The sequence below is a fragment of the Candidatus Poriferisocius sp. genome (assembly GCF_965219815.1).
Lineage (GTDB): Bacteria > Actinomycetota > Acidimicrobiia > Acidimicrobiales > Bin134 > Poriferisocius.
This window is the reverse complement of record NZ_OZ244791.1, coordinates 3,622,256-3,648,295: the sequence shown is the minus strand read 5'-3', so window position 1 is coordinate 3,648,295 and position 26,040 is coordinate 3,622,256. Positions and strand designations below refer to the sequence as shown.

The 26,040-nt window shown below is 64.8% G+C and carries 25 protein-coding genes and 3 tRNA genes; 18 read left to right on the top strand and 10 right to left on the bottom strand.

Going from position 1 to position 26,040, the window contains the following annotated elements:
• Nucleotides 1–37: 37 nt before the first annotated feature.
• Together ACOQPI_RS17455 and ACOQPI_RS17450 are read left to right on the top strand one after the other, a co-directional pair.
• A complete protein-coding gene (locus ACOQPI_RS17455) occupies nt 38–322 on the top strand; it encodes a type II toxin-antitoxin system Phd/YefM family antitoxin (protein WP_420620875.1) in 285 nt (94 codons plus the stop codon).
• Entirely contained in the window at nt 319–735 is a 417-nt protein-coding gene (locus ACOQPI_RS17450) for a type II toxin-antitoxin system VapC family toxin (RefSeq protein WP_420620874.1), read from the top strand. The genes ACOQPI_RS17455 and ACOQPI_RS17450 overlap by 4 nt, the downstream gene beginning before the upstream one ends.
• Before the next feature lie 13 nt (nt 736–748).
• Here ACOQPI_RS17450 and ACOQPI_RS17445 read toward each other — a convergent pair whose 3' ends face one another.
• Entirely contained in the window at nt 749–910 is a 162-nt protein-coding gene (locus tag ACOQPI_RS17445) for an HNH endonuclease (protein ID WP_420621063.1), read from the bottom strand.
• On the opposite strand from ACOQPI_RS17445, the gene ACOQPI_RS17440 reads away from it, so the two are divergent.
• The 3 genes from ACOQPI_RS17440 (at nt 845) to ACOQPI_RS17430 (ending at nt 6,759) form a co-directional block, all read left to right on the top strand.
• Nucleotides 845–1,090: a hypothetical protein gene (locus ACOQPI_RS17440; RefSeq protein ID WP_420621084.1), complete on the top strand. Its 246-nt coding sequence runs from the start codon at nt 845–847 to the stop codon at nt 1,088–1,090. The two genes, ACOQPI_RS17445 and ACOQPI_RS17440, sit on opposite strands and share 66 nt — an antisense overlap.
• A gap of 125 nt (nt 1,091–1,215) precedes the next feature.
• Nucleotides 1,216–1,458: a hypothetical protein gene (locus tag ACOQPI_RS17435; RefSeq protein ID WP_420621083.1), complete on the top strand. Its 243-nt coding sequence runs from the start codon at nt 1,216–1,218 to the stop codon at nt 1,456–1,458.
• Between the two features lie 1,434 nt (nt 1,459–2,892).
• A complete protein-coding gene (locus ACOQPI_RS17430; protein WP_420620873.1) occupies nt 2,893–6,759 on the top strand; it encodes a fibronectin type III domain-containing protein in 3,867 nt (1,288 codons plus the stop codon).
• A 754-nt stretch (nt 6,760–7,513) separates the two neighbouring features.
• Here ACOQPI_RS17430 and ACOQPI_RS17425 read toward each other — a convergent pair.
• Nucleotides 7,514–7,589: transfer RNA gene (locus ACOQPI_RS17425), tRNA-Phe, on the bottom strand.
• Between the two features lie 13 nt (nt 7,590–7,602).
• Nucleotides 7,603–7,677 (bottom strand) — tRNA-Asp (locus tag ACOQPI_RS17420).
• Nucleotides 7,678–7,888: 211 nt separating this feature from the next.
• Between ACOQPI_RS17420 and ACOQPI_RS17415 the strand changes: the two genes are divergently transcribed.
• Nucleotides 7,889–9,049 (top strand): ATP-binding protein, encoded by a 1,161-nt coding sequence (locus ACOQPI_RS17415; protein WP_420620872.1) that lies wholly within the window; start codon nt 7,889–7,891, stop codon nt 9,047–9,049.
• A gap of 288 nt (nt 9,050–9,337) precedes the next feature.
• Here the strand turns inward: ACOQPI_RS17415 and ACOQPI_RS17410 are convergent, their stop codons facing one another.
• The 3 genes from ACOQPI_RS17410 to ACOQPI_RS17400 all read right to left on the bottom strand — a co-directional run bounded on the left by ACOQPI_RS17410 (nt 9,338) and on the right by ACOQPI_RS17400 (nt 10,382).
• On the bottom strand, nt 9,338–9,679 hold the full coding sequence (locus ACOQPI_RS17410) for a DUF86 domain-containing protein (protein ID WP_420620871.1): 342 nt from the start codon (nt 9,677–9,679) through the stop codon (nt 9,338–9,340).
• Complete coding sequence (locus tag ACOQPI_RS17405; RefSeq protein ID WP_420620870.1) at nt 9,676–9,966, bottom strand: nucleotidyltransferase family protein; 291 nt, start codon at nt 9,964–9,966, stop codon at nt 9,676–9,678. Before ACOQPI_RS17405 ends, ACOQPI_RS17410 begins: the two co-directional genes overlap by 4 nt.
• A gap of 125 nt (nt 9,967–10,091) precedes the next feature.
• On the bottom strand, nt 10,092–10,382 hold the full coding sequence (locus ACOQPI_RS17400; protein WP_420620869.1) for a hypothetical protein: 291 nt from the start codon (nt 10,380–10,382) through the stop codon (nt 10,092–10,094).
• 1,028 nt (nt 10,383–11,410) lie between these two features.
• On the opposite strand from ACOQPI_RS17400, the gene ACOQPI_RS17395 reads away from it, so the two are divergent.
• A complete protein-coding gene (locus ACOQPI_RS17395) occupies nt 11,411–11,698 on the top strand; it encodes a hypothetical protein (protein ID WP_420620868.1) in 288 nt (95 codons plus the stop codon).
• Nucleotides 11,699–13,152: 1,454 nt separating this feature from the next.
• On the opposite strand, the gene ACOQPI_RS17390 is transcribed toward ACOQPI_RS17395, so the two are convergent.
• Nucleotides 13,153–13,228 (bottom strand) — tRNA-Glu (locus ACOQPI_RS17390).
• Between the two features lie 97 nt (nt 13,229–13,325).
• On the opposite strand from ACOQPI_RS17390, the gene ACOQPI_RS17385 reads away from it, so the two are divergent.
• Both ACOQPI_RS17385 and ACOQPI_RS17380 read left to right on the top strand, forming a co-directional pair.
• Nucleotides 13,326–13,790: an NfeD family protein gene (locus ACOQPI_RS17385; RefSeq protein WP_420620867.1), complete on the top strand. Its 465-nt coding sequence runs from the start codon at nt 13,326–13,328 to the stop codon at nt 13,788–13,790.
• A 9-nt stretch (nt 13,791–13,799) separates the two neighbouring features.
• Complete coding sequence (locus ACOQPI_RS17380; RefSeq protein ID WP_420620866.1) at nt 13,800–14,738, top strand: SPFH domain-containing protein; 939 nt, start codon at nt 13,800–13,802, stop codon at nt 14,736–14,738.
• A gap of 4 nt (nt 14,739–14,742) precedes the next feature.
• On the opposite strand, the gene ACOQPI_RS17375 is transcribed toward ACOQPI_RS17380, so the two are convergent.
• The 3 genes from ACOQPI_RS17375 to ACOQPI_RS17365 are packed head-to-tail and all read right to left on the bottom strand — an operon-like array spanning nt 14,743 to nt 16,476.
• Entirely contained in the window at nt 14,743–15,219 is a 477-nt protein-coding gene (locus ACOQPI_RS17375) for a DUF2017 family protein (RefSeq protein WP_420620865.1), read from the bottom strand.
• A gap of 40 nt (nt 15,220–15,259) precedes the next feature.
• On the bottom strand, nt 15,260–15,568 hold the full coding sequence (gene clpS / locus ACOQPI_RS17370; protein WP_420620864.1) for an ATP-dependent Clp protease adapter ClpS: 309 nt from the start codon (nt 15,566–15,568) through the stop codon (nt 15,260–15,262).
• Nucleotides 15,565–16,476, bottom strand: a complete 912-nt coding sequence (locus tag ACOQPI_RS17365) for a COX15/CtaA family protein (protein WP_420620863.1) — start codon at nt 16,474–16,476, stop codon at nt 15,565–15,567. Before ACOQPI_RS17365 ends, clpS begins: the two co-directional genes overlap by 4 nt.
• A 132-nt stretch (nt 16,477–16,608) precedes the next feature.
• Here ACOQPI_RS17365 and ACOQPI_RS17360 point away from each other — a divergent pair, with 132 nt between their 5' ends.
• The 9 genes from ACOQPI_RS17360 to ACOQPI_RS17320 all read left to right on the top strand — a co-directional run bounded on the left by ACOQPI_RS17360 (nt 16,609) and on the right by ACOQPI_RS17320 (nt 26,021).
• The gene (locus ACOQPI_RS17360; RefSeq protein ID WP_420620862.1) at nt 16,609–17,511 is read left to right on the top strand and encodes a heme o synthase; all 903 of its coding nucleotides are present in this window, start codon (nt 16,609–16,611) and stop codon (nt 17,509–17,511) included.
• Nucleotides 17,512–17,619: 108 nt separating this feature from the next.
• Nucleotides 17,620–19,284 carry a cbb3-type cytochrome c oxidase subunit I gene (locus tag ACOQPI_RS17355; protein WP_420620861.1) on the top strand — a complete coding sequence of 555 codons (1,665 nt, stop codon included), beginning with the start codon at nt 17,620–17,622 and terminating at the stop codon, nt 19,282–19,284.
• Nucleotides 19,284–19,880, top strand: coding sequence for a cytochrome c oxidase subunit 3 (locus tag ACOQPI_RS17350; RefSeq protein WP_420620860.1), 597 nt, complete (start codon nt 19,284–19,286; stop codon nt 19,878–19,880). The genes ACOQPI_RS17355 and ACOQPI_RS17350 overlap by 1 nt, the downstream gene beginning before the upstream one ends.
• Before the next feature lie 7 nt (nt 19,881–19,887).
• On the top strand, nt 19,888–20,721 hold the full coding sequence (locus ACOQPI_RS17345; RefSeq protein WP_420620859.1) for a hypothetical protein: 834 nt from the start codon (nt 19,888–19,890) through the stop codon (nt 20,719–20,721).
• A 34-nt stretch (nt 20,722–20,755) separates the two neighbouring features.
• Nucleotides 20,756–22,021 carry a cytochrome c oxidase subunit II gene (coxB, locus tag ACOQPI_RS17340; protein ID WP_420620858.1) on the top strand — a complete coding sequence of 422 codons (1,266 nt, stop codon included), beginning with the start codon at nt 20,756–20,758 and terminating at the stop codon, nt 22,019–22,021.
• A gap of 10 nt (nt 22,022–22,031) precedes the next feature.
• Nucleotides 22,032–24,122, top strand: coding sequence for a cytochrome c oxidase subunit I (gene ctaD / locus ACOQPI_RS17335; RefSeq protein ID WP_420620857.1), 2,091 nt, complete (start codon nt 22,032–22,034; stop codon nt 24,120–24,122).
• On the top strand, nt 24,115–24,744 hold the full coding sequence (locus tag ACOQPI_RS17330) for a cytochrome c oxidase subunit 3 (protein ID WP_420620856.1): 630 nt from the start codon (nt 24,115–24,117) through the stop codon (nt 24,742–24,744). The genes ctaD and ACOQPI_RS17330 overlap by 8 nt, the downstream gene beginning before the upstream one ends.
• Nucleotides 24,745–24,752: 8 nt before the next feature.
• On the top strand, nt 24,753–25,103 hold the full coding sequence (locus tag ACOQPI_RS17325) for a cytochrome C oxidase subunit IV family protein (RefSeq protein ID WP_420620855.1): 351 nt from the start codon (nt 24,753–24,755) through the stop codon (nt 25,101–25,103).
• A 6-nt stretch (nt 25,104–25,109) separates the two neighbouring features.
• Nucleotides 25,110–26,021, top strand: a complete 912-nt coding sequence (locus ACOQPI_RS17320; protein ID WP_420620854.1) for a cytochrome c oxidase assembly protein — start codon at nt 25,110–25,112, stop codon at nt 26,019–26,021.
• Nucleotides 26,022–26,040 lie beyond the last annotated feature (19 nt).

Here is a 26,040-nt window from a genome sequence, read left to right as displayed (position 1 = left end):
TATGATTGACTTCACGAGTCGTTGGGGAGGTCACCTCATGGCAGCAAAACAGCGCACCATTCCTGCTGGAGAGTTCAAGAACCGGTGTCTAGCCCTGATGGATGAGGTGAATGAGACCGGCGAGGAGATCGTGATTACCAAGCACGGCAAACCGGTGTCGCTCCTGGTTCCGGTGAAGGAGCGGAAGCCAATATTCGGGATGTTCAAGGATCAGATCAAGATCACCGGCGACATTATGTCTCCCGCTATCCCTCTTGAGGATTGGGAGGCCATCAGCAATCCCGACCGGGTGCTAAATCCTGATCTCCCAATTCGCGAGTGATTCTCCTTGACACCCACGCCGTCTTGTGGGCGACGACTGACTCGCATCTTATAGGAGATCGATTCAGGGCCACGCTCGAAACAGCATGGGATGAGGGTTCTGTGGCTGCTTCGTCCTTCGTGTTCTGGGAGCTTGCCCTATTGCAGTCGAAACAGAGGCTGGAAGTGGCTCAGCCTCCACGGGATATCAGGGACAAACTGCTAGCGAACGGCCTGACCATCATCCCGGTGGACGACGACATCGCCATTCGGTCTGTTGAGCTTGGCGCGGCGGGATTCCATCCCGATCCCGCCGATCGGATCATTACCGCCACCGCAATCGTCGGCGGCTACCAGCTGGCCACTGCCGATCGTGCGATCACCGATTGGGCCGAGCGAACCCGGCTTGTCTCAATTCTCGACCCCAAGAATTGACGAAGCTCTGAATTCACCGTCTTTGGGGTGGTTCGGGGGGTTGCTGCCAGGGGGGTTTGAGGTAGGGGCGGTTGGTGTCGGGGTGGTGTTCGACTGTCCAGTCGCGGTGGTGGCAGGGGTGGCAAAGCAGTACGAGGTTGTCTTGTTGGGTGGGACCGCCGTGCTGCCATTCGATGATGTGATGGGAGACGCACCATTCGGGTTCGGTCCCACAGCCGATGCAGCCCTGGTCTCGGGCGGTGATGGCGGCTCTGAGTTGGGGGCTGGGGTGGCGTTGGCGTCGGGCGAGACGGTCTGGCCCGCCCGCCGAGCTCTGACCGCCAGAGGCCCCCGCCAGCCCGCACCCCGGACCTGAGCGGCGGCCGCTCTCGCTGAGGGCCTCCAGCCCGGCTGCGGCGGCCTTTGGCGGGCGTGGTTGGCCTGGGCGCAGCTCTCGGGCCTCTGGCGGGCGCGGTGGCCGGGGGCCGTTAGGGTGGGCGCATGGCCTCCAGCTCCGCCACGCCGCCCGAGTGGCACGAGGCGGCGGCCAACCCGGAGCCGGGCCGGTTCGCGTACCGCTGCGGCTGCGGGCTGGTGACCGACGATCCCGACTTGGCGGCCCGCCACACCCGCAGGGTTCCCGACCCCGACGCTGGCGAGCTGTGGCGCAGGCGCGACGGAGGGCGGGCCGGCTGGGTTGAAGTGCTCTGCCGGGCGCGGGTCCAAGTGAAGCGGGCGAGCTGAACAGCTCCCGCTGGGGGCCTCGGCGATCCCCTCGATCCCCTCGATCCTCTCGGCCCCTTGGGCTGAGCGCCGGCATCGATCCCGGCCGCTGTGGTGGGCCTGCTGGGGCGCCGGAACCGGCGTGGTGGCCATCCAGCGCCGCTGCATCAGCTCCGGGCCAACGGCCCCTCGGCGGTGCATAAAGGTGCATACACCGGCCCGGCCGGCCCCGGCGGGGGGAGTGCATAAACCGCCGAGGCCCCGGCCCGCCGCCCTTTCGGCCCGCCGGCCTGGGGGAACGCCGACGCCGTAAGAGAACCCCCGTTATGTAAACCAAACCCCCAAACCTCCCCCACCAGCACAAACACCCCCAACACCACCCCCCCGAGCATGCACCCCACCGCATAATTCCAAACCAACCAGAACCGGCACAAAAACCCCCAGCGCCCAGGGTGGCCCGCTGTGGCCGCTCAGGGCCTCCACGTCGCCCCACGAGCCCGCTGTGGCCGCTGATGCCGGCGGGGCTGTGGCGGCCCGGCCCGATTGCAGGTGTATGGTGGGGGGCAATGAGCGATCAAAACCCCCCACCACACCCCCACGATAGTACCGCTTCTGGGCCGGCTCGGGAATGGCTGGAAAAGGAGCGGAAACGCACGGAGGCCGCCGCTCGCTCCCAAGCCGCCGCTTCGAGAGCCGCAGCCGACAGGAGAAACGAGAAAACGGCGGGAAACCGCTCACTCTTTTGGCGTTTCGTCGTGCTGGTGCTTATTCAAGACACTGTGTTGGTGAGGTTCATTGGCTGGGGGCCGACATTGCTTGTCAGCGCCGTAGCCCTCATGGCCTATATCTGCATACGCCGGTACTACCTGGTTCACCATTCGCGAAAACCTGGGAGGACTGAATGATGGCCGTTTCTATCACAGCGCTTCGCCCCGTGGTTCGCTGGCCTGCTGAACATCGACCCCGCCATCGTGATAGCGTCGACCTTTGCCGCTGGCGTCTTGGTGCTTGCGTGTCCATTGATCATTAGACGTGTCAGGGCGCGCTCTGCGGCGGGCCGCTGATCTGCCCCGTTTGGTCTTGGTCTAGCCGCTGGTGCAGCGCTGAGCCCCGTACTGGCTCCCGGTTCCCGCTTTTGTTGCCCGCGCCCTCTGCGCTGCCGTGGCGTGGTGGCGCTCGATCCCGCCGACGTGGTGGCGCTGTGGGCGCTCCCACACTGCTTTAGAGCCGAGCGATAGTGCCGCGCTTGTAGCGCGAGAGGGTTTTGTATCCCGCTGACCGCGGTTGACTCAGCAGAGGCGCTGGCATACAGTCGCGCCCGCTAAGAACACCGGGCGCTTTGCGGCGCAGTCGGAACGAATCTCAGAGGGTCAACGATTCTGCATGGCCCCTTTCGGTTCGGCTGCGTCGGTGTTCTTAGCGAGATGTTGACTCTCTGCGCCGAAAGGGGCCACCATGCTGCTTCTCGCTCAAATCCGCTGGTTCAAGATCGCTGCCGTTGTTCTCTCTTTGGGGATTCTCGCTAGCGGCTTGATCTTCGTTCACACCGCCCAGGCCCATGAACCAGACCCCTCCAAGGAATGCCCGGCTGGCTATGACCTGGACGGCTCGGAGTCGAGCTGCACCAAGACGACAACCACCAGAACGCCGATCAAGCCGCAATGCGAAAGCGGGTTCAAGCTGGTGACGCCGGGAGTCGGAGCTGACGTGTGCCAAAGCACCACCAGAACGCCGATCAAGCCGCAATGCGAAAGCGGGTTCAAGCTGGTGACGCCGGGAGTCGGAGCTGACGTGTGCCAAAGCACCACCAGAACGCCGATCAAGCCGCAATGCGAAAGCGGGTTCAAGCTGGTGACGCCGGGAGTCGGAGCTGACGTGTGCCAAAGCACCACCAGAACGCCGATCAAGCCGAGCTGCAATACCGGCACCTTAACGGGCGGGGAGTGCGTCACCACCACTGTGGTCGGCTCGCCAACGTGCTCAACCGGAACCCGCTGGGGCAACACTTGCGTTGACACCGTGGTGAACACCGCTTCCTACCGCTGCACGTCAGGCACACTTACCACCGGGGCGTTCGGTATCCCCGTTTGTCGCCACACCGCCGCCAAGCGGTGCCCCGCTGGATACCGGTCTCTATTCGGCGGCTGCTACCACCCGACCACCTACCACACCACCCTTCCTAGCTGCCCCTCCAGCTACTCAACGTCTGGCAACACCTGCGTGCGCTACAGCTCTGTTCGCTGGTACTGCACCGCAAGCCAGGGAACCTTCCGCAGCCCCAACAACTGCGTCACCACCGCGGTAGTTGGCTCGCCCAAGTGCGCGGCCGACGAAACCCGCCAAGGCAACAACTGCGTGACCACCGCTACGAAGACGCCCACCTATCCCTGCTCGGGAACCAAAGTGGGCTCGGACTGCGTGACCACCGCCACGAAGACGCCCACCTATCCCTGCTCGGGAACCAAAGTGGGCTCGGACTGCGTGACCACCGCTACGAAGACGCCCACCTATCCCTGCTCGGGAACCAAAGTGGGCTCGGACTGCGTGACCACCGCTACGAAGACGCCCACCTATCCCTGCTCGGGAACCAAAGTGGGCTCGGACTGCGTGACCACCGCCACGCAAACCCGCCCAATCAAACTCTCATGCTACCCCGGCCACGAACTGAAAAACAACAAATGCGTACACCCAACGGTTTCGAACGATTGCACGCCGGGGGATGGCAAGCACTCGCATTCTCTGTTGGGCACTTCTTCCTACTGCCACGCTGGTTCCCATTCGTGCCCCATCGGCCAGCACGCCACATCGGAAGACCACCACGGCCACGTCTCGGGCTGCCACTCCAAAACCAGCCCCGCCCACAGATGCCCCATCGGCCAGCACGCCACATCGGAAGACCACCACGGCCACGTCTTGGGCTGCCACCCGGCCTCGACGTTCAAACACCGGCACTATTGCCACAACGACGATGAGCACCCCCTATCGACCAACAGCTACGGCCACGTCTCGGGCTGCCACACCATCACCAACACTCCCCACGAATGCCCCGACGGCCAGGGGCCGACATCGAAAGACGACCACGGCCACGTCACCGGCTGCCACACTCAGGGGGAATGCACCAACCCAGCCCCCGGCGAGCATCCGCATTCTCTGTTGGGTACTTCCTACTGCCACATCGACCACACCAACGCCGACTGCCCCAGGTTTTTTACGGTTTACAACCACGACAAGTGCCGACCCGTCGGGCCGACCGAAGGAGCCACAACTTGGGATTGCGAAGACTGGTTTGGCACCCCCCAGCATCGGCACTTCGAGAATGGGAAATGGGGTGACTGCCACGACGATTTACCGGATGAGGAGCAAACCGGCCGCATCTGCGCCGACGAACCCGAAGACAGTCCTCTCTACTGGTGCTTTGATATCAAGCGCGCCATTCTCGATGACCTTCCAAATCACACAGTGGGTTTTGTGTGCTCGGTAGAGGGCAACGCGATAGTGGGATGGTTCACCGGCAGGAAGGTCGCCGGAAAAGTCGCTAAAAGAGGCGTCAAAGAAGGCGTGGGCCTCTTGGGGAGGGCCTTTAGGTGGCTCAGAGCTTCTGATGACACCACGGAGGAAATAGCGAAGATTACGGGCGATATCGTAGATGGGGTGACCTCCTATGGCGCTAGTTTCGTTTGCGATTACCTCGTTGACCCAGAGGGTGACCCCGAGCCGCAGGTTTGCCTTGCATACGACCACTCGGGAGGTGGCTGCGATGGCAACATCCCGGTTGTATACCTTGACCTTGAGAGCGGCGAAGCGCCCCCCGCCCCCTCCGGCGTTTCTGCGGGCGCTGGCGATGGGGAGATAATGGTTTCCTGGTCCGCCGGAGCGCCAGCGGGAGCAAAAGACGGAATCTCTCAGAGCGACTCGACATCGACCGCCCCAGCGCCCATCGGGTATCGGGTCCAGTGGAAGCTGAGCACCCAAGCATGGAGCGACGTGAACGACTGGGACCACACCGAGGACTTGTGGGGCGGCTCGACCATGCCCACCTCCCACACGATCACCGGGCTGGCCAACGGCTCGGCCTACGACGTGCGGGTAACCGCGTTCAACTTCAAGGGATTCTCAACAGCGACAACCGCCCAGGCCACCCCCACAGTCCCCGCCTATAAGGCCCCGGCGAGCTTGGTCGCCACGGTGAGGGGCTATGCGGCCGAGACGCAGCACGGCCAGGACCACGTCGACCGCTGGAACGGCGCTTTGGAGGGGTTGTGCGTTGAGGACTTCCCCGGCGTGTCCGCTATGACCTCGGCGCAGGCCCAGGGCCACGCCGACGCCTACTCGAGCTCGCGTTGGAGCCCCGTGGTTGCCGAGCTGAAAAAGGCCGAGGCCGCCAACTGCACAATCGCCGCCAAGCCCGAGCCGAAAGCGACGGCTCCCGATCCGGCTTCGGGCCTGTCGGTTGCAGCGGGCGATAAGCAGATCGCGGTCTCGTGGACGGCCTCGGCCACCGCGCCCGCGGCGGGGTTCGGCTATCGGGTGCAGTGGAAGCTTGTGACCCAGGCGTGGGGTGACGCCGCTGTGGGGTCCGAGGATTTGGACCACGGCTCGGACCTGGCCACATCGCACACGATCACCGGGCTTTCCAACGGCTCGGCCTACGACGTGCGGGTGGCCGCGTTCAACGCTGATGGCGTCTCGGCGTGGATCACCGGCCAAACCACCCCCGCAGCCCCGGCGGTGTCGGCTCCCGATCCGGCGTCGGGCTTGTCGGTTGCAGCGGGCGATAAGCAGATCGCGGTTTCGTGGTCGGCGTCGGCCACCGCGCCCGCGGCGGGGTTCGGGTATCGGGTGCAGTGGAAGCTCGTGGCCCAGGCGTGGGGTGACGCCGCTGTGGGGTCCGAGGATTTGGACCACGGCTCGGACTTGGCCACATCGCACACGATCACCGGGCTTGTCAACGGCTCGGCCTACGACGTGCGGGTGGCCGCGTTCAACGCTGATGGCGTCTCAGACTGGATCACCGGCCAAACCACCCCAACAGCCCCCAAGCCCGAGGCCAAGCCCTCTTTGGCGTTCGACTCTGTTTCGTGCGAGTCGTCGGGCTCGGGCTGGGTCATCACGGCTACTTGGAGCAAAACCCCCGAAACCCTCAAACCCGACATATGGGCGAACGAGGCGAAGAACCGCGGCCACCGCGGCCGCCAAACCGCGGTTGCGGGCACCTCGACGACGTTCGACGTGCCGAACGCCGGTTGGTATCAAGTCGGAATGCAGGCCAAGATCGCCGGAAACAAAAAAGTAGGCGACAGCGAAGCGGTGCGCTGCCGATAGAACCGCACCCCCGGAAAGCCCGAGGCCGCTAAACCCGCCGAGGCCCGCTCAGGGCCGCTGTGGTGGCCCCCTGAGGCCCGCTGTGGCGCTGTGGGGCGGCGTAGGGGCCGTAACGGGCGGCTTTGGCGGTGTGGGGGCGCTCTCAGCGCCGGTTTTGGGGGCCTCCCGCTCGCCCCCTCGGCCCCTAGATCGGGTTTTGCGGCGGTTTTGTTCTGTGTTTTCGGGGCCGATTGGATCTACATTTCCGGCTGTTTGGCCTGGTCGAGGGGTTGCCGGGGCGGGATAAGCGCCCGGAGTGCAGCGTTTGGGGCGGCTCGGGCGGGCCGCTAGCGCCGCGGGGATTGGCTTCGGCGGGGGCCTGGGCGCTGGCTTGGCGGCCGCGTCAATCCCTGCTGGCTTCGGGGGTGTTTTCGGGTTAATCCCCGGTTCTGTCACCGGCGCGCATCATTGTGCTAATTCCCCGCGTGTCCCAGTAGAACTCCTCGGCCGGGCACCACATCTGCGCTGCCCGCCGCCCCGGAGGAAGCGTGGTCCTCCGGTGGCCCGCAGGGTAGAAAAACACGCCCCGCCGGCCGCTCACGACGCCAGCCCCCGCGGCGGCCGGCCCGCTCCCGCTTGGCGGCGGTCTCGGCTGCCCTCCAGTAGGGGTCGCAGTCCCAGGGTGGACGGCTACCGAGGAGAGGAGGTCGTACCTCCATAGAAGGGTACGGCCCGGAGCGGGGTTGGGCTTCGCTCCGGGCCGTTGGGGGGTGGGTGGTGGTCGGGACCGGCGTCGATCCGGTGACCTTCCGCTTTTCAGGCGGACGCTCTGCCAACTGAGCTACCCGACCATGTTCTGTTGTGCGGTCCCGACGGGATTTGAACCCGCGACCTCCGGCTTGACAGGCCGGCGTGCACTCCAAACTGCACCACGGGACCATGCTGTGGGGCTTATGCACTCTACTCGCGCGCCGGGTGGACTGTTCTACTCGAATTTCCGCCTGGGAGCTTCGGGTGGCCAGGCCCTCGGGATCGAAGTTGGGTTCGCTCTGGAGTTGGGTGATCCGCAGGGCGATCTGATCGACATGGCCCTGCTCGATCCTTGACATTCCACTATTGCATAGCAGAATTTCAAGGATAAACTGGCCGAGTGCCATTGATTGCTCGGTCGGTTGACGCGCAGAGGCTGCGCGAGGCGATTTCGCATGCTCCGGTGACGTTGCTCACCGGTCCTCGTCAGGCAGGGAAGTCCACTCTGGCGGGCCAGACCGTTAGCTCGTCGCCGGCTGCGTTCTTCGACCTTGAAGATCATCGCGACCTCGCCCGTCTCGCCGAGCCGACGCTGGCTCTGCGCGACACCGGCGAGACGATGGTCATCGACGAGGCCCAGCGGATGCCGGAGTTGTTCCCCACGCTTCGCGTGCTCGTGGATGAGAACCGCAGGCCGGGCCGGTTCGTCGTGCTGGGCAGCGCGTCTCCCGACCTTGTCGGCCTCGGCTCGGAGTCGTTGGCTGGCCGGGTGACGTTCGTGGAGCTCGGGGGCTTTCGGCTCGCCGATGTCGGCCCTGAGCGTCTCGACGACCTGTGGCTGCGAGGGGGCCTGCCGGAGTCCTTCGTGGCTGCCACCGATGAGGCGTCCAACCGGTGGCGCGACGATTACATCTCCACTTTCTTGGAGCGCGATCTGGCCGCTTTGGGCTTTAGGTTCCCGGCCACGACGATGCGGCGATTCTGGACGATGCTGGCCCATTATCACGGGCAGACCTGGAACGGGGCCCGCATCGCCCGGTCGATCGATGTCTCGGAGTCGACCGTGAGACGCTATGTCGACGCGCTGAGCGATGCCTTGGTGGTCCGCCAACTGCGGCCGTGGTTCACCAACATCTCGAAGCGCCAGGTCAAATCGCCTCGGGTCTACATCCGCGACTCGGGCCTGCTGCACCGCCTGCTCGGGATTTCCACGATGTACGACCTCGAGCGATCCCCGATGCTCGGCACGAGCTGGGAGGGCATGGTGGTCGAGCAGATCCTCACCAGATTCGCCTCCGCCGACCCAACCTACTGGTCGACCCATGGAGGTGCGGAGCTTGACCTGCGCCTGGAGACCGACGGACGGGTCCTCGGATTTGAGATCAAGCGCACGGCCCAGCCAGCGGTCACGAAGTCGATGCACATCGCCCTGGCCGACCTCGAACTCGACCACCTTTTCGTCGTGTACGCCGGCCCCCATCGCTTCGCGCTCACCGACCGCATCACCGCCATCGGGGCGGCAGACCTCCTGACCGCTCAAGATCCCTTGTCCGCGCCCTAGCGCTCCGGATTCGATGCGGGTGGCAGGGCTGCAGAGACCACCGCTGGGAGCGGGCCGACTATTACCGCATCGGCGGCATAGACAAGATCATTGACAACCCCGAGCCTCACACCATCGCCGGGCAGAAGGCGCGCCTCAGCCACTTCCCCTACCAGCTTGATGACCGCCACGACATGAAGTTCGCCCAAGGGCGACCCCAAGACGAAGCCCACCACCGACAACGACTAGAGCAAGCCGCATAAACCAAGTGTCCGGACAACGGGGGGAACCTCACTTCCCTTTGTGGTGCTATGGGCCGGCGGTGCCGCTGATGGCGGCGAGCTTCGCGACCAGGGCTGGAATATCCCGGGTGATGGTGTCCCACACGATGTCGGAGTCAGCGACGAAGTACTCATGGGCCAGTTTGTTGCGAAGGGACTTGGCCTGCCTCACGGGAAGATCGCGATGGCGGGCGGTGAACTCGGCTGAGAGGCCGTCGAGCGCCTCCCCGATGACCGTGAGGTTGTAGTTCGCGGCGTCTCTGGCGACCCAGTCTTCGTCGTATGAGGATCGGCCCCGGGCCGCTATCTCGGCGAGCCGACCACAAGCCTCGAGGATGTCTTGTATCCGCTCATCGTCTCTTCGGGTCACAGCGGGATGGCATCGTCGAGCATGGTGCGGCAACTCTCCCGCACACATGACCGGGGAACAACGTCGACTGGGGCTCCCAGCAGGTCTTCGAGGTCTGCCTCCAGGCCGCCGATGTCGAACAAGGTGACGCCTTTGTCGAAGTCCACCAAAAAGTCGTAGTCGCTGTCGGGGGAGCCTTCGCCGCGGGCCACCGACCCCACCAGCGCTATGGCGCGGGCATGGTTTCGCTCGGCGGCGGCCCGGATCGCGGCCCCGTACTTCACCAACACATCGTCGCGGCGGCTCACACCTGCCATCGTAACCCGCCCCGACGCCAGCCAGCGCGCCCGAAAACGAAGCAGAGACCCGCTTGAAGCCGGCAACGCCCCGGTGGTGGCAGCAGCCGGCATTTGAGGCGGCGGTTCGGGCGGTGTCAGCGGTCTGTTTTTCTGAGGTCGAGCATTTGGGCGCGGTAGGCGTCGAGGTCTTGGGCCATGCCCAAGGCCGGGGAGCTGGCGGTGATGTTGGTGGGGTCGATGCCGGCGGCTCGGGCGGCGGCTTTGATGCGGCGGGCGACGGTGTTGGCCGAGAAGTCGAAGACGCGTTGGCCGTCGCCGGCGCCGCCCCGCTGGAAGGGCTCAGGCCACGCCGGGTCGGCACCGGCAGATTTGGTTCGCCGCGACTTCAGCCCTGGTGCGCCCGGCCACATCTGGGTAGGTGGCATTACTCATACTCCCACCGGCCAGGGCTGGCTGCACCTCGCAGTCGTGCTCGACATCGAATCGAGGCGCATCGCCGGCTACTCCATGGCCGACCACTCCCGTCCCCATTTCGTCGTCGACTCCCAGCACACCCCCTCAGCATCCGGGGCGGCCAAACCGCCGGGATCATCTTCCGCCCCGATCGCGGAACGCGATACCTATCGGGGATTTCTCCTCGGCGCTGGCCCGCTGCCGCGTGCGCCAACCCGCCAGAGGAGTGGGCAACTGCTTCGACACCGGCGCAGTCGAGTCGTTCTCCCCATTCCTCAAAAGGGAGCGCCTCGCACGGACGTGCATCGAGACACGGGGCCTGGCCTGCCGGAGGCTCTTCACCTGGGTCGGCCGATACATCACGCGGCGGATCCACTCGATCCTCGACTACCACACCGCCGCAGAATGGGAGGAGCACCACCGACAACGACTAGAACGGGCCGCATAAGCCAGCTGGCCGCTCATCAGGGGGAACCTCAGGATGGTCGGAGCTTGGTAGTGTCAGGTGATGACCGTGGATTCAGATGGGTAGAGCAAGCTGCCCATTAAGCGCACAAAGTTCCATGCGGCGACGGAGACAGTATTGGCGATTGCGTCCTTAGCGATCGTTGGAGTGACGGTTTACGGACTGTTTGTCGCGGAACGTCTGGAAGATAAATCCAACCGCGTGCGGGAGGAGTTGACCGTTGCAATAGGAGCGCTGGACGAGACGACTGCGGCACTCATTACAACGAATGAGGAACTCAGCACTTCTTTCTTATCTACCAGGGGGCTCGGGAGCGAAGGGAGTCCTGTTGAGCAAGCACCGGAGCCTGGAGGTGATCCGGCTCCTGACGGCACGCCGTCGCCGGTACCTATTCCTACGGTGCCGGACGGCAGCGCTGCGGAACCTGCAATAGGCGTGATTGGTGGAGGATACGGCCCTATTGAACCAGCGGTGGTCAACTCAGGTGTGGCTTGCAATCCAACCTCTGCGAACTGCCGTTATCTGAGATTCACAATGAAGGACTTCGCGCCGGGTGTTTACGACCTCACTTGCGCCCATGACGGTTGGGGCCTGTTCGACGCCGACGAGTTCGGCGGACCATACGAGGTTTCGGTAGGCGAAGGAGGCGATCTCGTGGCTCAAGACATGAGTTGTTTCATAAACTTCGACCGGCTGACTGGCCAAGGGGTTCGCGTTGCAGTGAGCGGCCCAAAGACTCTGGCTGCCGACGGCACCGTGTCGTATGAGGGGGATGTCTTCTCTGAATGGACCCGGGACGTGATCCCCCTGCCTCCCCGGTGAACAGGCAGCACCTGCGAAGGAAATTGGCACTCGGACCCAGCCCCCTGCACAACACTATGTGAGCCACGTCGTGGCCGGTGCTCTGGTGGGCGATGGATCCAGATGTCCTCGCATCGCCTCGTTGATCTAGATGACCACTGGTCGCCTGAGCACGTGACGCTCCATCCCCAATTCCGCGACCACCTGGCGCAAACGGGCAGTTCGGCCTGCTGGTCCGCGCCTAGCCCGCCATCCCGGGGGACTCAGTTGCCCAACATGCCCCCGTTGACTCCGAGACCTCGGGCCACCGGCTGGCCAGCCTTCCGGAGAATTCGAACCGCCCCATCCCGGAACACCAAGCTGAATATTCTCCGCGGCCTAGACGTAGCCTCTCCTGATGGAGCATGCCTCCACGAAGGGGGGCCTCGGCTTCACTATCGTGCCTGAAGTGGGACCGCGACACCCGGCGCAAGTGGTTGGCCGCGGCGAACTGGGCGGTCAAGTCCGAGTGGGTCGGACACGAGATCGGCGAGGAAGCCGGCAAGGTGTGGATATCAGGCGTAGACGACGACAAAGACCTCATCGCCACCGCCAAAGTCTGCAATAGCACAAACCCCGCGACTGGCAGCACTATCTACACTGCAACATCTACCGCTTGCTGGGGACCGACCTCGTCAACGAAATCCTCGAACCGCGCCGGTAAAACATAGCCTCCCGCGGCGGGCTGAGCCTGTAGGCCACCGGACAGGGATCGCTGGACTGCCCTTTGGGTACCCGCGGTACGCAGGGTCGGGAAGGGACTATTCCTCGGCCTGCAAAGGCTTGTGGCCAACAACGTGACCGCCTGCTCGAGGCCGTCGCAGTCTAGGGCGCGATCCTCGACCTTGAACAAAACTGACGGGAATAGTCACCGAAGGGGGTCAAGCAGGGGCAGCTAGTCCCAGGTTGCCCCAGCCCTGTCGATCTCGCGCGCCGCGTGATGAAGCAATGCGACGCGCAAGGCGTGAGCCCCCAAAGCGGTGAGCCACAGAGAGCCGACGCTGCTGGCGGGGATGCCGCCGACTCGGGCGATCCATAGGCCAGTGATAACGAGGGAGAGGAAACCTGTCAGGTTGCGGAGGGTCCCGCACATTGCGGCCAATGAGATCCCCCAAGCACCCGGCAGGCTCCACCAGCGGTCCTGCTCAAAAAAAGTCTCTCATTCCCGAACTATATCACCCCCGTGTAATTCGCCCCCAGGGTCATTGCCGGTAAGCATACGGAGATCAGCCCGAAAGGTTGACCCCCAAGTCGGCACCGGTACAGAATCCCGCCCAACACCATCGCAAACGCGTTAGCCTTGAACACCTTTCTGACAGGCCGCTCGGTCCCTCCGGCGACCTGTCCTGTTCCATCAATGACACGGCTACCTCCTAATCGAGGTGACCGGCCAAAGGGGGGATGCTCAACACCCGGCAAGGGCGAAGAACCATGATTGGTACCCCCAACGGGATTCGAACCCGTGTTACCGCCTTGAAAGGGCGGCGTCCTAGGCCGCTGGACGATGGGGGCTCTCGACCCGCGAGGGCCGATTTACGTTAGCAGCCCTCCTTCGGGGAACCGCATCGAAAAACAGATACCATGATCCCCACTGCGAAAGGAGCGTGAGGTGGAGAACGAGGTCTGGCGTTGGCTTTGGACTTGCTCCGCGGTGGTCTTCTCCCTGGCCGAGGTGTTCACTGCAGGGTTCTTCTTGCTCCCCTTCGCCATCGGCGCCGCCGCGGCGGCGGTTCTGGCCTGGGTCGACGTCCACATCCTCTGGCAGTGGCTGGTTTTCTTCGCGGGCAGCGCAGTCAGCTTCGTCTACTTGCGCCGGTTCGTCCGTCGCCTCGACAAAGATGAGCAGCCCCGAGTGGGGGCCAGCCGGCTCCTCGACGCCCACGGCAAGATCATCGAGCGGGTGGACGACGACGCGCAGACCGGCATGGTGCGGATCGGGGGCGAGGAATGGCGGGCCTCCGCCGCCGAACCCATTGAAGTCGACACCCGGGTGATGGTCACCGAAATCGACGGCACCCGTCTGGTGGTGGTCCCCGTCCCCCAAGAGCAACCCACCGAGAGCACAGAAAGCTAGGTAGCAGCCATGGAACCCGTGATCGCCCTATTCATCATCATCGCGTTGGCGTTCATCCTGATCGCCGCGCTGGGAATCCGCATCATCCGCCCCTATGAGCGGGGCCTCATCGAGATGCTGGGCCGCTATCAGCGCACGGTGGACTCCGGGTTGCGCTGGATCCTCCCGTTCGTGCAGCGCATCAGCAAGGTGGACATGCGAGAGCGGGTCATCGACGTGCCGCCCCAAGAGGTGATCACCAAAGACAACGTGGTGGTAACGGTAGACGCGGTGATCTTCTTCGAGGCCACCGACCCGGTGAAGCTCAAGTACAACGTGGGCAACTTCCAGTTGGCCGTTACCAAGCTGGCCCAGACCAACCTGCGTAACGTGGTGGGCGATCTGGATCTCGACGCCGCCCTCACCTCTCGGGAGCTGATCAACGGCAAGCTGCGCCAGATCCTCGACGACGCCACCGACAAGTGGGGCACTCGGGTGGTGAGAGTAGAGATCCAGCGCATCGAGCCGCCGCCCGATGTGACCGAGGCCATGCACCGCCAGATGAAAGCCGAGCGCGACCGCCGGGCCATCGTCACCGAGGCCGAGGGCGACAAGCGCTCAGCCATCTTGCGCTCCGAAGGTCTCAAGCAGAGCCAGATCCTCGAGGCTGAGGGCGAGGCCGAGGCCCTCATGCGAGTGGCCGACGCCGAGCGCTATCAGTTCGAGACGGTGGCCTCCGGTGAGGCCAACGCCATCGAGCTGATTTTCGGCGCCATCCACACCGGCGATCCCACCCCCGATCTCATCGCCATCCGCTATCTCGAAGCGCTGAAGAGCGTGGCCGACGGCCAGGCCACCAAGATCTTCCTGCCCCTCGACACCAGCGGCCTCACCAACGCCATGGCCTCTCTCTCCGAGATCGCCCGGGCCGGCCAGGGAGAACCGGCGGCCCGAGCTGTCGAGGAATAGCCAGCTACAGCTCTGAGGCTGACGCCTCCACCAGGTGCTCTAGCAGCCAACCCAGGTACCAGTAGGCCGATCGGGCCACCGATTCGGCGTCGGCCTCGTCGGTTTCTTCAAACTCATCGTCTTCGGTGACCTCCAAGCGAGTGCCCAGCACCAGCCGGATGTCGTTGACCGCCCCCATCCACGCGGCCAAGTGCTCTTGGTCCAACGCCGTGGCCTCGGCCAGTTCGGCCACGATGTCCAAGCGGGCCAGGCGCTTGGACACCAGCTCGTCTCGCACCATGTCCCGGTACTCGGCCTCGGCCTCGGCATCGTCGGGCCGGGCAGTGGGAAACAACCGAGTGAGCATCTCGTCGTTGGGGTCGTCAGCCAGCAGCGACCGCAGATCGGGAACGATTGCGGCGATCAGCGCCCGCTCCTCTTCTCGCAGGTTGAGTGAGTAAGTACCGTCGCCGTTGGGCACCACCGGCTGTCGCGGTGCCATCAGGTCCCTTTCCTTAGCGCAGGCACAGACAATTGGCCCATCAGTCGTCGTGCTCCATGGTGGCCCACAGGCCGTACTCATGCAGGCGAAAGACGTCCATCTCCGCCTTCTCCTTGGGGCCGTCCGACACCACGGCCCGCCCCTTGTAGTGGACATCTAGCATCAGCTGGGTGGCCTTCTCCTTGCTGTAGCCGAACAGCTTCTGGAACACGAAGGTCACATACGACATCAGGTTGATGGGGTCGTTCCACACGATCACCTTCCACGGCCGATCGGGCCGCACGTCGGTGTCATCGGTGGTCTCCCAGACCTCAGAGGGCGCAATCTCGACGGGCGCTGCAGGAGTCATGCCGGCACCGCCTGGGCAATGTCAGCCTCGGCCCGCACCAGCGGGCCCCTTGCGTTGAGCCAGAAGAACACGGTGACTATCCACAGTAGGGCGGCACCGGCGATGTGGGCGCCCACCAGAAGCACCGGTACACCGGTGAAGTACTGCACGTATCCGATGAGCCCTTGGGCCAGCGCCACCCCCAACACGGCCCGCCCCCACCGCTGGGCTCGCTCAGGAGCGCCCCGTTGGCGCAGCCACCACACCATTCCGGCCAGCACCACCAGCAGCGCCACCACCGTGGTCCCGTGAATCTGGGCCACGTCCCTCACGGCCACGTCGATGCGCTCAGCGTCCTCATCACCGCTGTGCGGCCCGGCGCCGGTCACGATTGTGCCGGTCACGATCACCACCGAGGTGAGCGCCACCACCCCGTTGCCCAACCAATGGGGGCGGGGTCGGGGCTCGCGTTGGCGCTCATAGTCCTCCGAGGCTCGCCACAGCAGCACCGCTGCATTCCACAGCAGCACCATCGACAGCAAGAAGTGGCCGATCACCAGCGTCGGGGGCAGCTCGTACAACACCACCAGGCCCCCCAGCACGATTTGGGCCAGCACTCCGGCCACCAGGCCCCACGACAGCCATACCAAGTCGGCTCGCCTCGGCTTCCGCCAGTGGGAGCCCAAAACAGTGGCGATGACAATGGCCGACACCAGCCCGGTGATGAGGCGGTTGATGAACTCGATCATGGCGTGGGTCTCCAGCGGCGCCACCAGCTGGTCGTTGTCGCACGCCGGCCAATCGGGGCAGCCCAACCCTGAGCCGGTGAGCCGGACCGCGCCGCCGCTCACGATGATCAAAGCCAAAAGGGCCAGCGCCCAGATGGTGATCTTGCGGTAAGTAGCGGGGGAGACCCGGGGTTGGATCACGTTTCGAATTGTACGGGTCGTCTGTGACAGTCGGTCATGCCGAGTCAATGGTTTTCGGGGCTTTCGCAACAGAAAAAGCGCCCTCCCGATACCTTGGCCTGCCCAGCGCCGAAACCGTACTCTGGGCAGGTCATGGGTGTTGCCCGCTTGTCTCCTCGCAGCCGCACGCGCACCGCGCGGGCCTACGTGGCGCTCACCAAACCCCGCATCATTGAGCTGCTGCTGGTGACCACGGTGCCCACCATGGTGGTGGCCGACCGGGGCATTCCCTCGGTGTGGCTGATGGTGGCCACCGTTGTCGGCGGCACTCTGGCTGCCGGTGGCGCCAACGCCATCAACATGTACGTAGACCGCGACATCGACCGGCTCATGGAGCGCACCAAGAACCGCCCCCTGGTCACCGGGGAGATCGCCCCCGCGCGGGCTCTGGTCTTTGCCATCGCCCTTGAGGTGCTGGCCTTTGTATGGCTGTGGGGCTTTGTGAACCTGCTCAGCGCGGTGCTGGCGGTGTGCGCCACCGCCTTCTACGTGTTCGTGTACACCCTGTGGCTAAAGCGCACCTCAACCCGCAACATCATCATCGGCGGGGCCGCCGGGGCGGTGCCGGTGCTGGTGGGCTGGTCGGCGGTCACCAACAGCTTGAGTTGGGCCCCGCTGGTGCTGTTCGGCGTGATCTTCTACTGGACGCCGCCCCACTTCTGGGCGCTGGCCATCCGCTATCGAGACGACTACCGGGCGGCCGGCGTGCCCATGCTGCCCGCAGTGGCCAGCACCCGCACCACCGCAGTGCGGATGATCGGCTACACCGTGGTGCTGTGGGGGCTGTCGATGCTGTTCAGCGTGGTGGGCGGGATGGGGCTGGTGTACTTGCTGAGCTCCGCGGTGCTGGGCGCGGTGTTCATGTATTTGGCCGTGGAGGTGTTGCGCACGAAGGAGACCGCGTCGGCGATGCGGCTGTTCTCCTACTCCATCACCTACATCACGCTGCTGTTCGCCGCGATGGTCGTCGACCAGGTGGTTCGCACCGGTGTTTAACGCAGATTTCCGCCGATCCCCGGTGCCCATTGGGCAGAGTTGTCTGATGCGAAAACGGACACAGGCGATGTGTAGAGTTCGCTCGCACACTTGCCTTCGTGGAGCACGATGACCCTCACTGAGACGAGGCCAGAAACAGAGGCGGTCGCGGCAGGCGACGAGTCGAGGCCGGCGACCCAGTCGTCGGCCCCTCAGTGGACCCCGCCCACCGGTCTCGCTGGCATTCTCAGCACCGGGGATCACCAGGTAATCGGTCGCCTCTACATCGTCTTTTCCCTGCTCCTCTCGGGTTTGGCTCTCACCCTCGGAATGCTGATCGGTATCGAGCAAGCCGACATCGATGGGGGCTTCGGGGTGTTCGGCCAGGCCAATGAACTCTTCCAGGTCTTCGGCCTCTACCGGACCACGCTGATTCTCTGCGGCTTGGTCCCGCTGTTTCTGGGTTTGGCCACCGCGATAGTGCCCCGCCAACTCAGCGCCTCCTCCGTGGCCTTCCCCCGGGCGGCCGCCGCCGCCTTCTGGACCTGGCTCGTGGGCGCCATCGCCCACATTGCCGCCACCTTCTCCTTTGGCGGCTTGGGCTCGCTTCAGGCCGGAGCTGCCCGCGGGCAGTCGGTAGAGCTCACCGTGCTGTCGCTGGGCATGATCGGGGTGGGCCTGCTGGTGGGCGCCGGCGTGATCTTCACCACCTTGGTAACCCAGCGCCCCGCCGGGATGGACCTGCTCCAGATGCCTTCCTTCTCGTGGTCGATGCTGGTGGCCACCGGCGTGTGGCTGTTCTCGCTACCGGTGCTGCTGGCCAACCTGGTGGTCTCCTGGGTGGACATGCGGGGGGCCGACTCCCTGCGCTTCGGCGGCGGAGATGCGCCGTTCGAGATGGTGGCCTGGGCGTTCGACGCTCCTCAGGTGTACGCCTGGACGATCCCGCTGCTCGGCATCACCGCCGAGGTGTTCACCGCCACCCACCGCAGCAGCCCCAAGCTGTTCGAGCCCATGGCCTTCATCGTGGGCGCCTTCGGGCTCCTGTCCTTTGGCGCTTGGGCCCAGAGCTTCTTCGACAGCGCCGACCCGTTGGCCCAAGACGCCCACGTTGTGACCAACGAGGTGGTGTTCACCGCGTTCGCATTGGCCATCGCCTTGGTGGTGCTGGCCTACGGCGGCTGGCTGGCATTCAACGCCTACTCTGCCGGGGAGCGTCCCCAGATCACCCCGCAGTTCGCACTGGTCACGCTGTCGGGGGCGCTGCTGACTGCTGCGGTTGTCGCCGGTGTGCTCCGGGTGGCCGAGCCCGCTCTGGGTGTGCTGCGGGAGGCCGACAGCGACATCTGGCGAGGGTTCTTCGACGCCATGGACGATCTGGAGGGCTCCAGCCTGGTCACCGGGCTGATGAACTTTGCGGTGTTGGGCGCGCTGCTGGCTGCGGTAGCCGGCCTCTTCCATTGGGCGCCTGCACTGCTGGGGCGCCCCCTCAACGCGCCGCTGGGATTCTTGGCGGTGCTCCCGCTGGCCGGGGGTGCCATTTTGGTGGGGGCCACCGATGCGCTGGGCGGGTTCTTCGACCAGCCGGCCCGGCCCTACGCCGCGGGCAATCCGCCCTATGGTCCCGGCCACTTTGATGAGATCGACGCCCTCGGCTTTGTGGAGGCGCTCAACGTGATCGGGCTTATCGGCTACATCGCGGTGCTGGGCGGTTTGGCGCTGGTGGCGCTGAACGTGGCTCGCAGCCTCGGTGGGGCGCCGATGGACGAGGCCGAGCAAGGGGAGGGCGCCTGATGGCTGATATTGCCGTAGGCACGCCGCTGGCCGCACCGCTGCCCCGTCAGCGCACCCTGCTGGTGGGCACGGTATTCGGCACCGCCGCCTCGCTCATGTACTTCGCCGCCCTGCTGGCGGTTTACCTGCGGGAGCGCTCTGATGCGCTTTCCGGCGGCGGGGAGTGGATCCCGTCGAGCGCCAACATCCAGTTGGCCCCGCCCACGGTGGCGGCGTGGACCATGCTCATGTCGGTGGTCACCATGCAGTGGGCGGTGTACTCCATCGCCCGCGACGACCGCACCCACGCCATCATGGCCACCGCGCTGACCACCCTGTTCGGCCTGTCGGTGGTGGTAACAACCTCGTTCCAGTACACCGACATGGGGCTGGTGGCCGACGAGTCGATCGCCGCCACGCTGATCTATGTCATCTCAGGGTCGCACTTGGCCATGATCGGCATCGGCCTGGTGTTCCTGCTCCTCATGGCCTTTCGGGCCTTGGCCGGCCAGTACAGCAGCCGTCAGACCGACGGGTTCGTGGCCGCGTCCATCTACTGGTACGCCGTTGTATTCGTCTATGTCGTCATCTGGACGGCGATCTTCGTGCTGAAGTAGGCGCTCCGTGTTCACCCCTGGCTTCCGCTTGTTCTTCGGCTTCACTCTGGCCGCAGTGGCCGCCGCCGCCGTCTACGGCGTGGCCAGCGGCAGCGCGGGCGAAACCGAGTACTTCGCGGTGCTCAACGTGGAGACCTGGGTAGGCGTGCTCAGCCTCGGCTACAAGGGCGGTATCGGCGACCACGTGGGCTATGTGGTGCTGATGGGCTTCGCGGTGCTCTCGGCGCTGGTGGCCCTGTTCCTGGTGGCCTTCCGCGACGCCGACGCCGAGTCGGTGGGCGAGCTGATGGACGACGGCCAAACCCCCGAGCCCCAAGCCGACCTGGAGGCCAACTACTGGCCGGCCGTGGCCGCCGCCGGGATGGGGGCGATGATTGTGGGTCTGGTGACCCACGCCACCATCTTCGTGATCGGGCTGGTGATCGTGGCGGCGGCGGTGTTCGAGTGGATGCTCGCCGCGTGGGCCGACCGGGCCACGGCCGATCCGGTGGTGAACCGCAATCTGCGCAATCGCATAATGCGCCCCATCGAGTACCCCGTGACCGCGGCAATCGGCGTGGCGGTGCTGATACTGGCCCTGTCCCGGGTGTTCTTGACCGTGTCTAAGTTCAGCGCGGTGATCGTAGCCGGGGTCTTGGCCACCGTGATCTTCTTCATCGCGGTGGTGTTCGCCGTCGCCCCCAAGATCAGCCGGTCGGTGATCGCCGGAACCGTGGCTTTGGTGTGTGTCGGCGTTCTAGTGGCCGGGGTGATCACCGCGGCAATGGGCTCGCGTGACTTCCACCACAAAGGCCCGGCCTACGAGCACGGTGAACCCGCAGCCGAAAGCGGAGAACACTAGTGATGGCACTCACGCGGATGAGAGGCGGTGCTCGATGAGCGGGCGGGCCAGGGGACTGGTTTGGCTGTCCAGCCTGCTGGTGATCGCGGGCACCATCGCCTTGATCGTGGTGGCCATCGTGGTGGACAAAGACCACCCGCTGTCCACGCTTTCGCCCGTCGGCCGCCAGGGCCGCGACATCGCCGAGCTCATCAACCCCATCTTCATCGTGGCCGGCGTGGTGTTCTTCCTTATCCAAGGCGCGGTGCTGGCCCTGTGGTGGCGCTATCGGGTTGCGGGTTCGGAGACCGGCGATGGCGAGTACGGCTACTACGAAGACGAAGAGTTCCCCGAGCAGACTCACGGCAACAACCGCCTCGAGATCGCTTGGACCATTGTGCCCACCGTCTTGCTGGCCGTGATCTCGGTGTTCACGCTGGTGGCCCTGTTCGCGCTCGACGATGTGAAAGCTTCCGACGAGGACATCACCGTCACCGTGATCGGCCAGCAGTGGTGGTGGGAGTACCAGTACCACCTCGACGGCGACACCGACACCCCACCCGATTTCGTGACCGCCAACGAGCTGGTCATCCCCGTCGGGGTGGACGTGGCCTTGGACATCAAGTCCCGCGACGTGATCCACTCCTTCTGGATTCCCAAGCTGAACGGCAAGCGCGACGCGGTTCCCGGCCGCTCCCACGACTGGGTGATCCAATCCGAAGAGCCCGGCCGCTTCCGGGGGCAGTGTACGGAGTTCTGCGGTCTGTCCCACGGCTACATGAAGATGGTGGCCGTGGCCCTGCCCACCGCAGAGTTCCACCAGTGGAAGAACAACCAGATGACCCCGGCTGAGGCCCCGGCCGAAGGCACGCCAGAAGGCGAGGGCTGGGCGACGTTCAGCCAGCAGTGCGCAAGCTGCCACGTGGTCAACGGGCTCACTTCAGCGGCCAACCGAGGCGGGGCCGCTGATTCGCCCCCCGACGACTGGGACATCTACGGCGAGCACAACGGCGGCAGCGCTGGTCCTGTGCTCACCACCGAGCTAGTGGCCGGGGCCGCCCCCAACCTCACCCACCTCATGACCCGGGGGACCTTTGCCGGGTCGGCCTTCGATCTCTATCTCAACGCCGGCGACCACATCCCCTTCCTGGATCTGGCCGACAGCGGGACGCTCAATCGGGGCGAACTGGAGGCCTGGATTTCCAACGCCCCCGAGCGCAAGCCTGCCGATGCCAACGACCTTCGGGGTATGCCCGCCCGCACCGGGTTGAGCCCCAGCGACATCGACAATGTCGTCGCCTTCCTGTCCACCCTCGACTGATTGTGATTGCATGACCGTCACCGACCGCACGATCACCGCCCCCGAGGAAACCCTCGCGCTGCCGGCCGGCCCGGCCATTGCCCATCGCCCCCTCGGCGTATTCACCCGGCCCCAGGGCAGCGAGGGCTGGAGGAGCTGGCTGTTCACCGTCGACCACAAGCGCATCGGCATCATGTACGGCGCCGCGGCCCTGTTCTTCTTCCTGGTGGGCGGGGCCGAGGCCCTGTTCATCCGCCTCCAGTTGGCCACCCCCAACGGCTCGGTGATCGGGGCCGGCACCTACAACGGCGTGTTCACCATGCACGGCGTGACCATGGTGTTCCTGGTGATCATGCCCATGGCCGCCGCCTTCGCCAACTACCTGCTCCCCTTGCAAGTGGGAGCCCGAGACGTGGCCTTCCCGCGCCTCAACGCCTTTAGCTTCTGGTGCTTTTTGGCCGGCGGTCTGCTGCTCACCTCCTCGATCCTCGTTGGCGGCTGGTTCCAGAACGCGCCCGACGGTGGCTGGTTCGCCTACGCCCCCAACACGGGCCTGCTCTTCTCACCGTCCAAGGGCATCGACTTCTACGCCGTGGGGTTGCAGATATTGGGCATCGCCTCGCTGGTCAGCGCCATCAACTTGATTGTCACTGTCTTGAATATGCGAACGCCGGGTATGAGCTTCTTCCGGATGCCGGTGCTCACCTGGATGCTGCTCATCACCCAGTTCCTGTTGCTGTTCGCCCTCCCGGTGATCACCGTGGCCCTGTTCCTGTTGATGTTCGACCGGCTGTGGGACGCCAACTTCTTCAACGTGGAGGCCGGGGCCGATCCGCTGCTGTGGCAGCACCTGTTCTGGATATTCGGCCATCCCGAGGTGTACATCCTGATATTGCCCGCCTTCGGGATCGTGTCGGAGATCATCCCCACGTTCTCCCGCAAGCCGCTGTTCGGCTACCACTTCATGGTGGCCTCCGGCATCGCCATCGGCTTCATGGGCTGGGGGGTGTGGGCCCACCACATGTTCACCTCCGGCGTGGGGCCGCTGTCGGTGGCCGCGTTCTCGGTGTCCACCATGTTCATCGCCGTGCCCACCGGGGTGAAGATCCTCAACTGGCTGGCCACCATGTACCGGGGTCGATTGCGATTTACCACCCCCATGCTCTACGCCGTGGGCGTGGTGTCGATGTTCACCATCGGCGGGCTCTCGGGGGTGACCCACGCCATCGCGCCCTCCGACACCCAGCAAACCGACACCTATTACATCGTGGCCCACTTCCACTATGTGATCTTCGGCGGGGCGCTGCTCGGGCTGTTCGGCGGCTTCTACTATTGGTGGCCCAAAGCGTTCGGCTACAAGCTCAGCGAGGCGTGGGGCAAGGCCAGCTTCTGGGTGATGCTCATCGGGTTCAACTTCACGTTCGGCCCCATGCACATCCTCGGCTTGCAGGGCATGTCCCGGCGCATCGCCACCTATCGGGCCGACGAGGGCTTTGCCCTCTGGAACATGGTGGCCACCATCGGGGCGTTCGTGATCGCCGTAGGGGTGGCCATGTTCTTCTGGAACGTGTACGTGAGCACCCGGAACTGGCGGCGGGCCGGTCGGCCCGATGTGGGTCCCGACCCGTGGGACGCCCGGGGACTGGAGTGGATGACGGCCTCCCCGGTTCCTGAGCACAACTTTGACGAGGACATCCAGGTGGACCGCCTCGACCACTTCTGGCACCGCAAGTACGGCAAAGACGAGAGCGGCCGGGTGGTGAGGGCCGCTCCCACCTCGGAGATCGCCCACGACGGCAGCAACACCAACGTGCACTTGCCGTCTCCGTCGTACTGGCCCATCGTTCTGGGCGGGGGCATCCTGCTGGTGGGCTACGGCATCATCTACAACTTGTGGCTGGCCGCCGCCGGACTGGTGTTCCTGATCGGGGCCATCTACGGCTGGATTCTGGAGCCGGCCGACGACCCCGACGCCGCCGGCCACCACGACGATCACCATGACGACGATGACGGCGACGACCATGGCGACCCCGACAGCAACGGCGGACCCAGCGGCAACGGCGAGTCGGCGTCGGCTGAGACCGAGGAGCCAGAGACCGAGGAGGCTGCGACCGTTGGCTGAGACAATGACCGCCGAGGCGCCTGCTCATACCCCAGAGCACCACGACGGAGAGCACCACACCAGCACCGGCTTGTCCAACGAGAAGCTGGCCATGTGGGTGTTCCTGGGCTCGGAGTGCCTGCTGTTCGGCGGGCTCATCTCCACTTACATGTTCAACAAGGGGCGCATCGGCCCCGACGACGTCGGCCCCAACGACGTGTTCGACATCCCGTTCACCTCGGTCAGCTCGTTCGTGCTTTTGATGAGCTCGCTGACCATGGTGTTCGCCGTGTCGTCCATCGCCCGGGGCGATCTGCGGGGCAACCGCATCTGGCTGGCCACCACCGCCGCGCTGGGGGCCACCTTCGTGGCCGGGCAGGTGTACGAGTTCACCGCCTTCTACAGCGAAGGCCTCGGGTTCACCACCAACCTGTTCGGCTCTGCCTTCTACGCCCTAACCGGATTCCACGGCGCTCACGTCACCATCGGCATCGTCATGCTGATGTCGCTCCTCGTGATGTCGATGCGGGGCAACCTCGGCCCGGAGCGGGCCGAGACAGTGGAGATCATCGGTTTGTACTGGCACTTCGTCGACATCGTGTGGATCGTTATCTTCACGATCGTGTACCTCTTCCCGCAATAGGATTCGTCATGGCCACCGTCACCCCCGATTCTCCCGACACGGCCCACACTCCTGAGGAGCACGCGTCTGCGGGCGGGCACGCCCATCCATCCAACTGGCTCTATGTCAAGGTGGCCATCTACCTCGCGCTGCTCACCGCGTTCGAGGTGTTCACCTACTTCGAGACGGTGCACGGGTGGGGCGACACCGCCATCATCATCATGCTCGTGATCATGATGCTGCTGAAGTTCTTCTTGGTGGTGGCCTTCTTCATGCACCTGAAGTTCGACTCTCCGATCTTCTGGCGCCTATTTGTCTTCGGTCTGATATTGGCCATGGCGGTTTACATGGTCATGCTCACCGCATTCCGCTTCTGGTAGACGGCCATGGCCTTTGCCGCCGACACCGATATCTGGCGGTACCAGCCCCATGCCGAGGTGTGGATAATCCTGCTGGCCGCCATTGCCATGGCCTGGTACGCGGCCCGGATCATCGCCCCCAAGGCCGCCCCCATCGGCGGGCCCCCCTTCGCCCGCCATCACAAACTGGCCTTCGTCGGGGCGATGGTGTTGCTGTGGGTGGCCAGCGATTGGCCGATGCACGACATCTCCGAGGAGTACCTGTACTCGGTCCACATGATCCAGCACCTGCTCATCACCCTGGTGGTGCCCCCGCTGCTGTTGGCCGCCATTCCCGAATGGCTGGCCCGGTTGGCGCTCAGCGGCGACGGCAGTGTGGGGGTCTGGGTGCAGCGGCTGGCCCGCCCGGTGGCCGCCGGGATCATGTTCAACTTCATGGTGGCGGTGAGCCACATCCCCTGGGTGGTGAACACCTCGGTGGAAAGCGGTGCCCTTCACTACTTCGTACACCTATTGCTGTTTGGCTCGGCGATGCTGATGTGGATGCCGGTGTGCGGCCCGGTCCCCGAGTTGCACATGCGCGCCCCTGGCAAGATGGTCTACCTGTTCTTGATGTCGGTGGTGCCCACCGTGCCCGGCGGGTTCTTGACCTTCGCCCAGGGGGCGGTGTACAGCGCCTATGACCACGACGTGCGCCTGTGGGGGATCGGCCTTCAGGCCGACCAGCAAGCCGCCGGGCTAATTATGAAGCTGGTGGGCGGGATGTATCTGTGGACGTGGATCGGGGTGCTGTTCTTCCGCTGGGCCGGGAAGCAACAGCGGGACAATTCCCAGATGCGCTTGGTAACCACCGTTCCATCCGGCCCCATTGCCGCCGACACCCGAGTTCCGGTCACATCGGGCTCCAACGGCTCCAACTCCACTAACGGGTCTCGATGATCGCTCTGCGTCTGGTGCG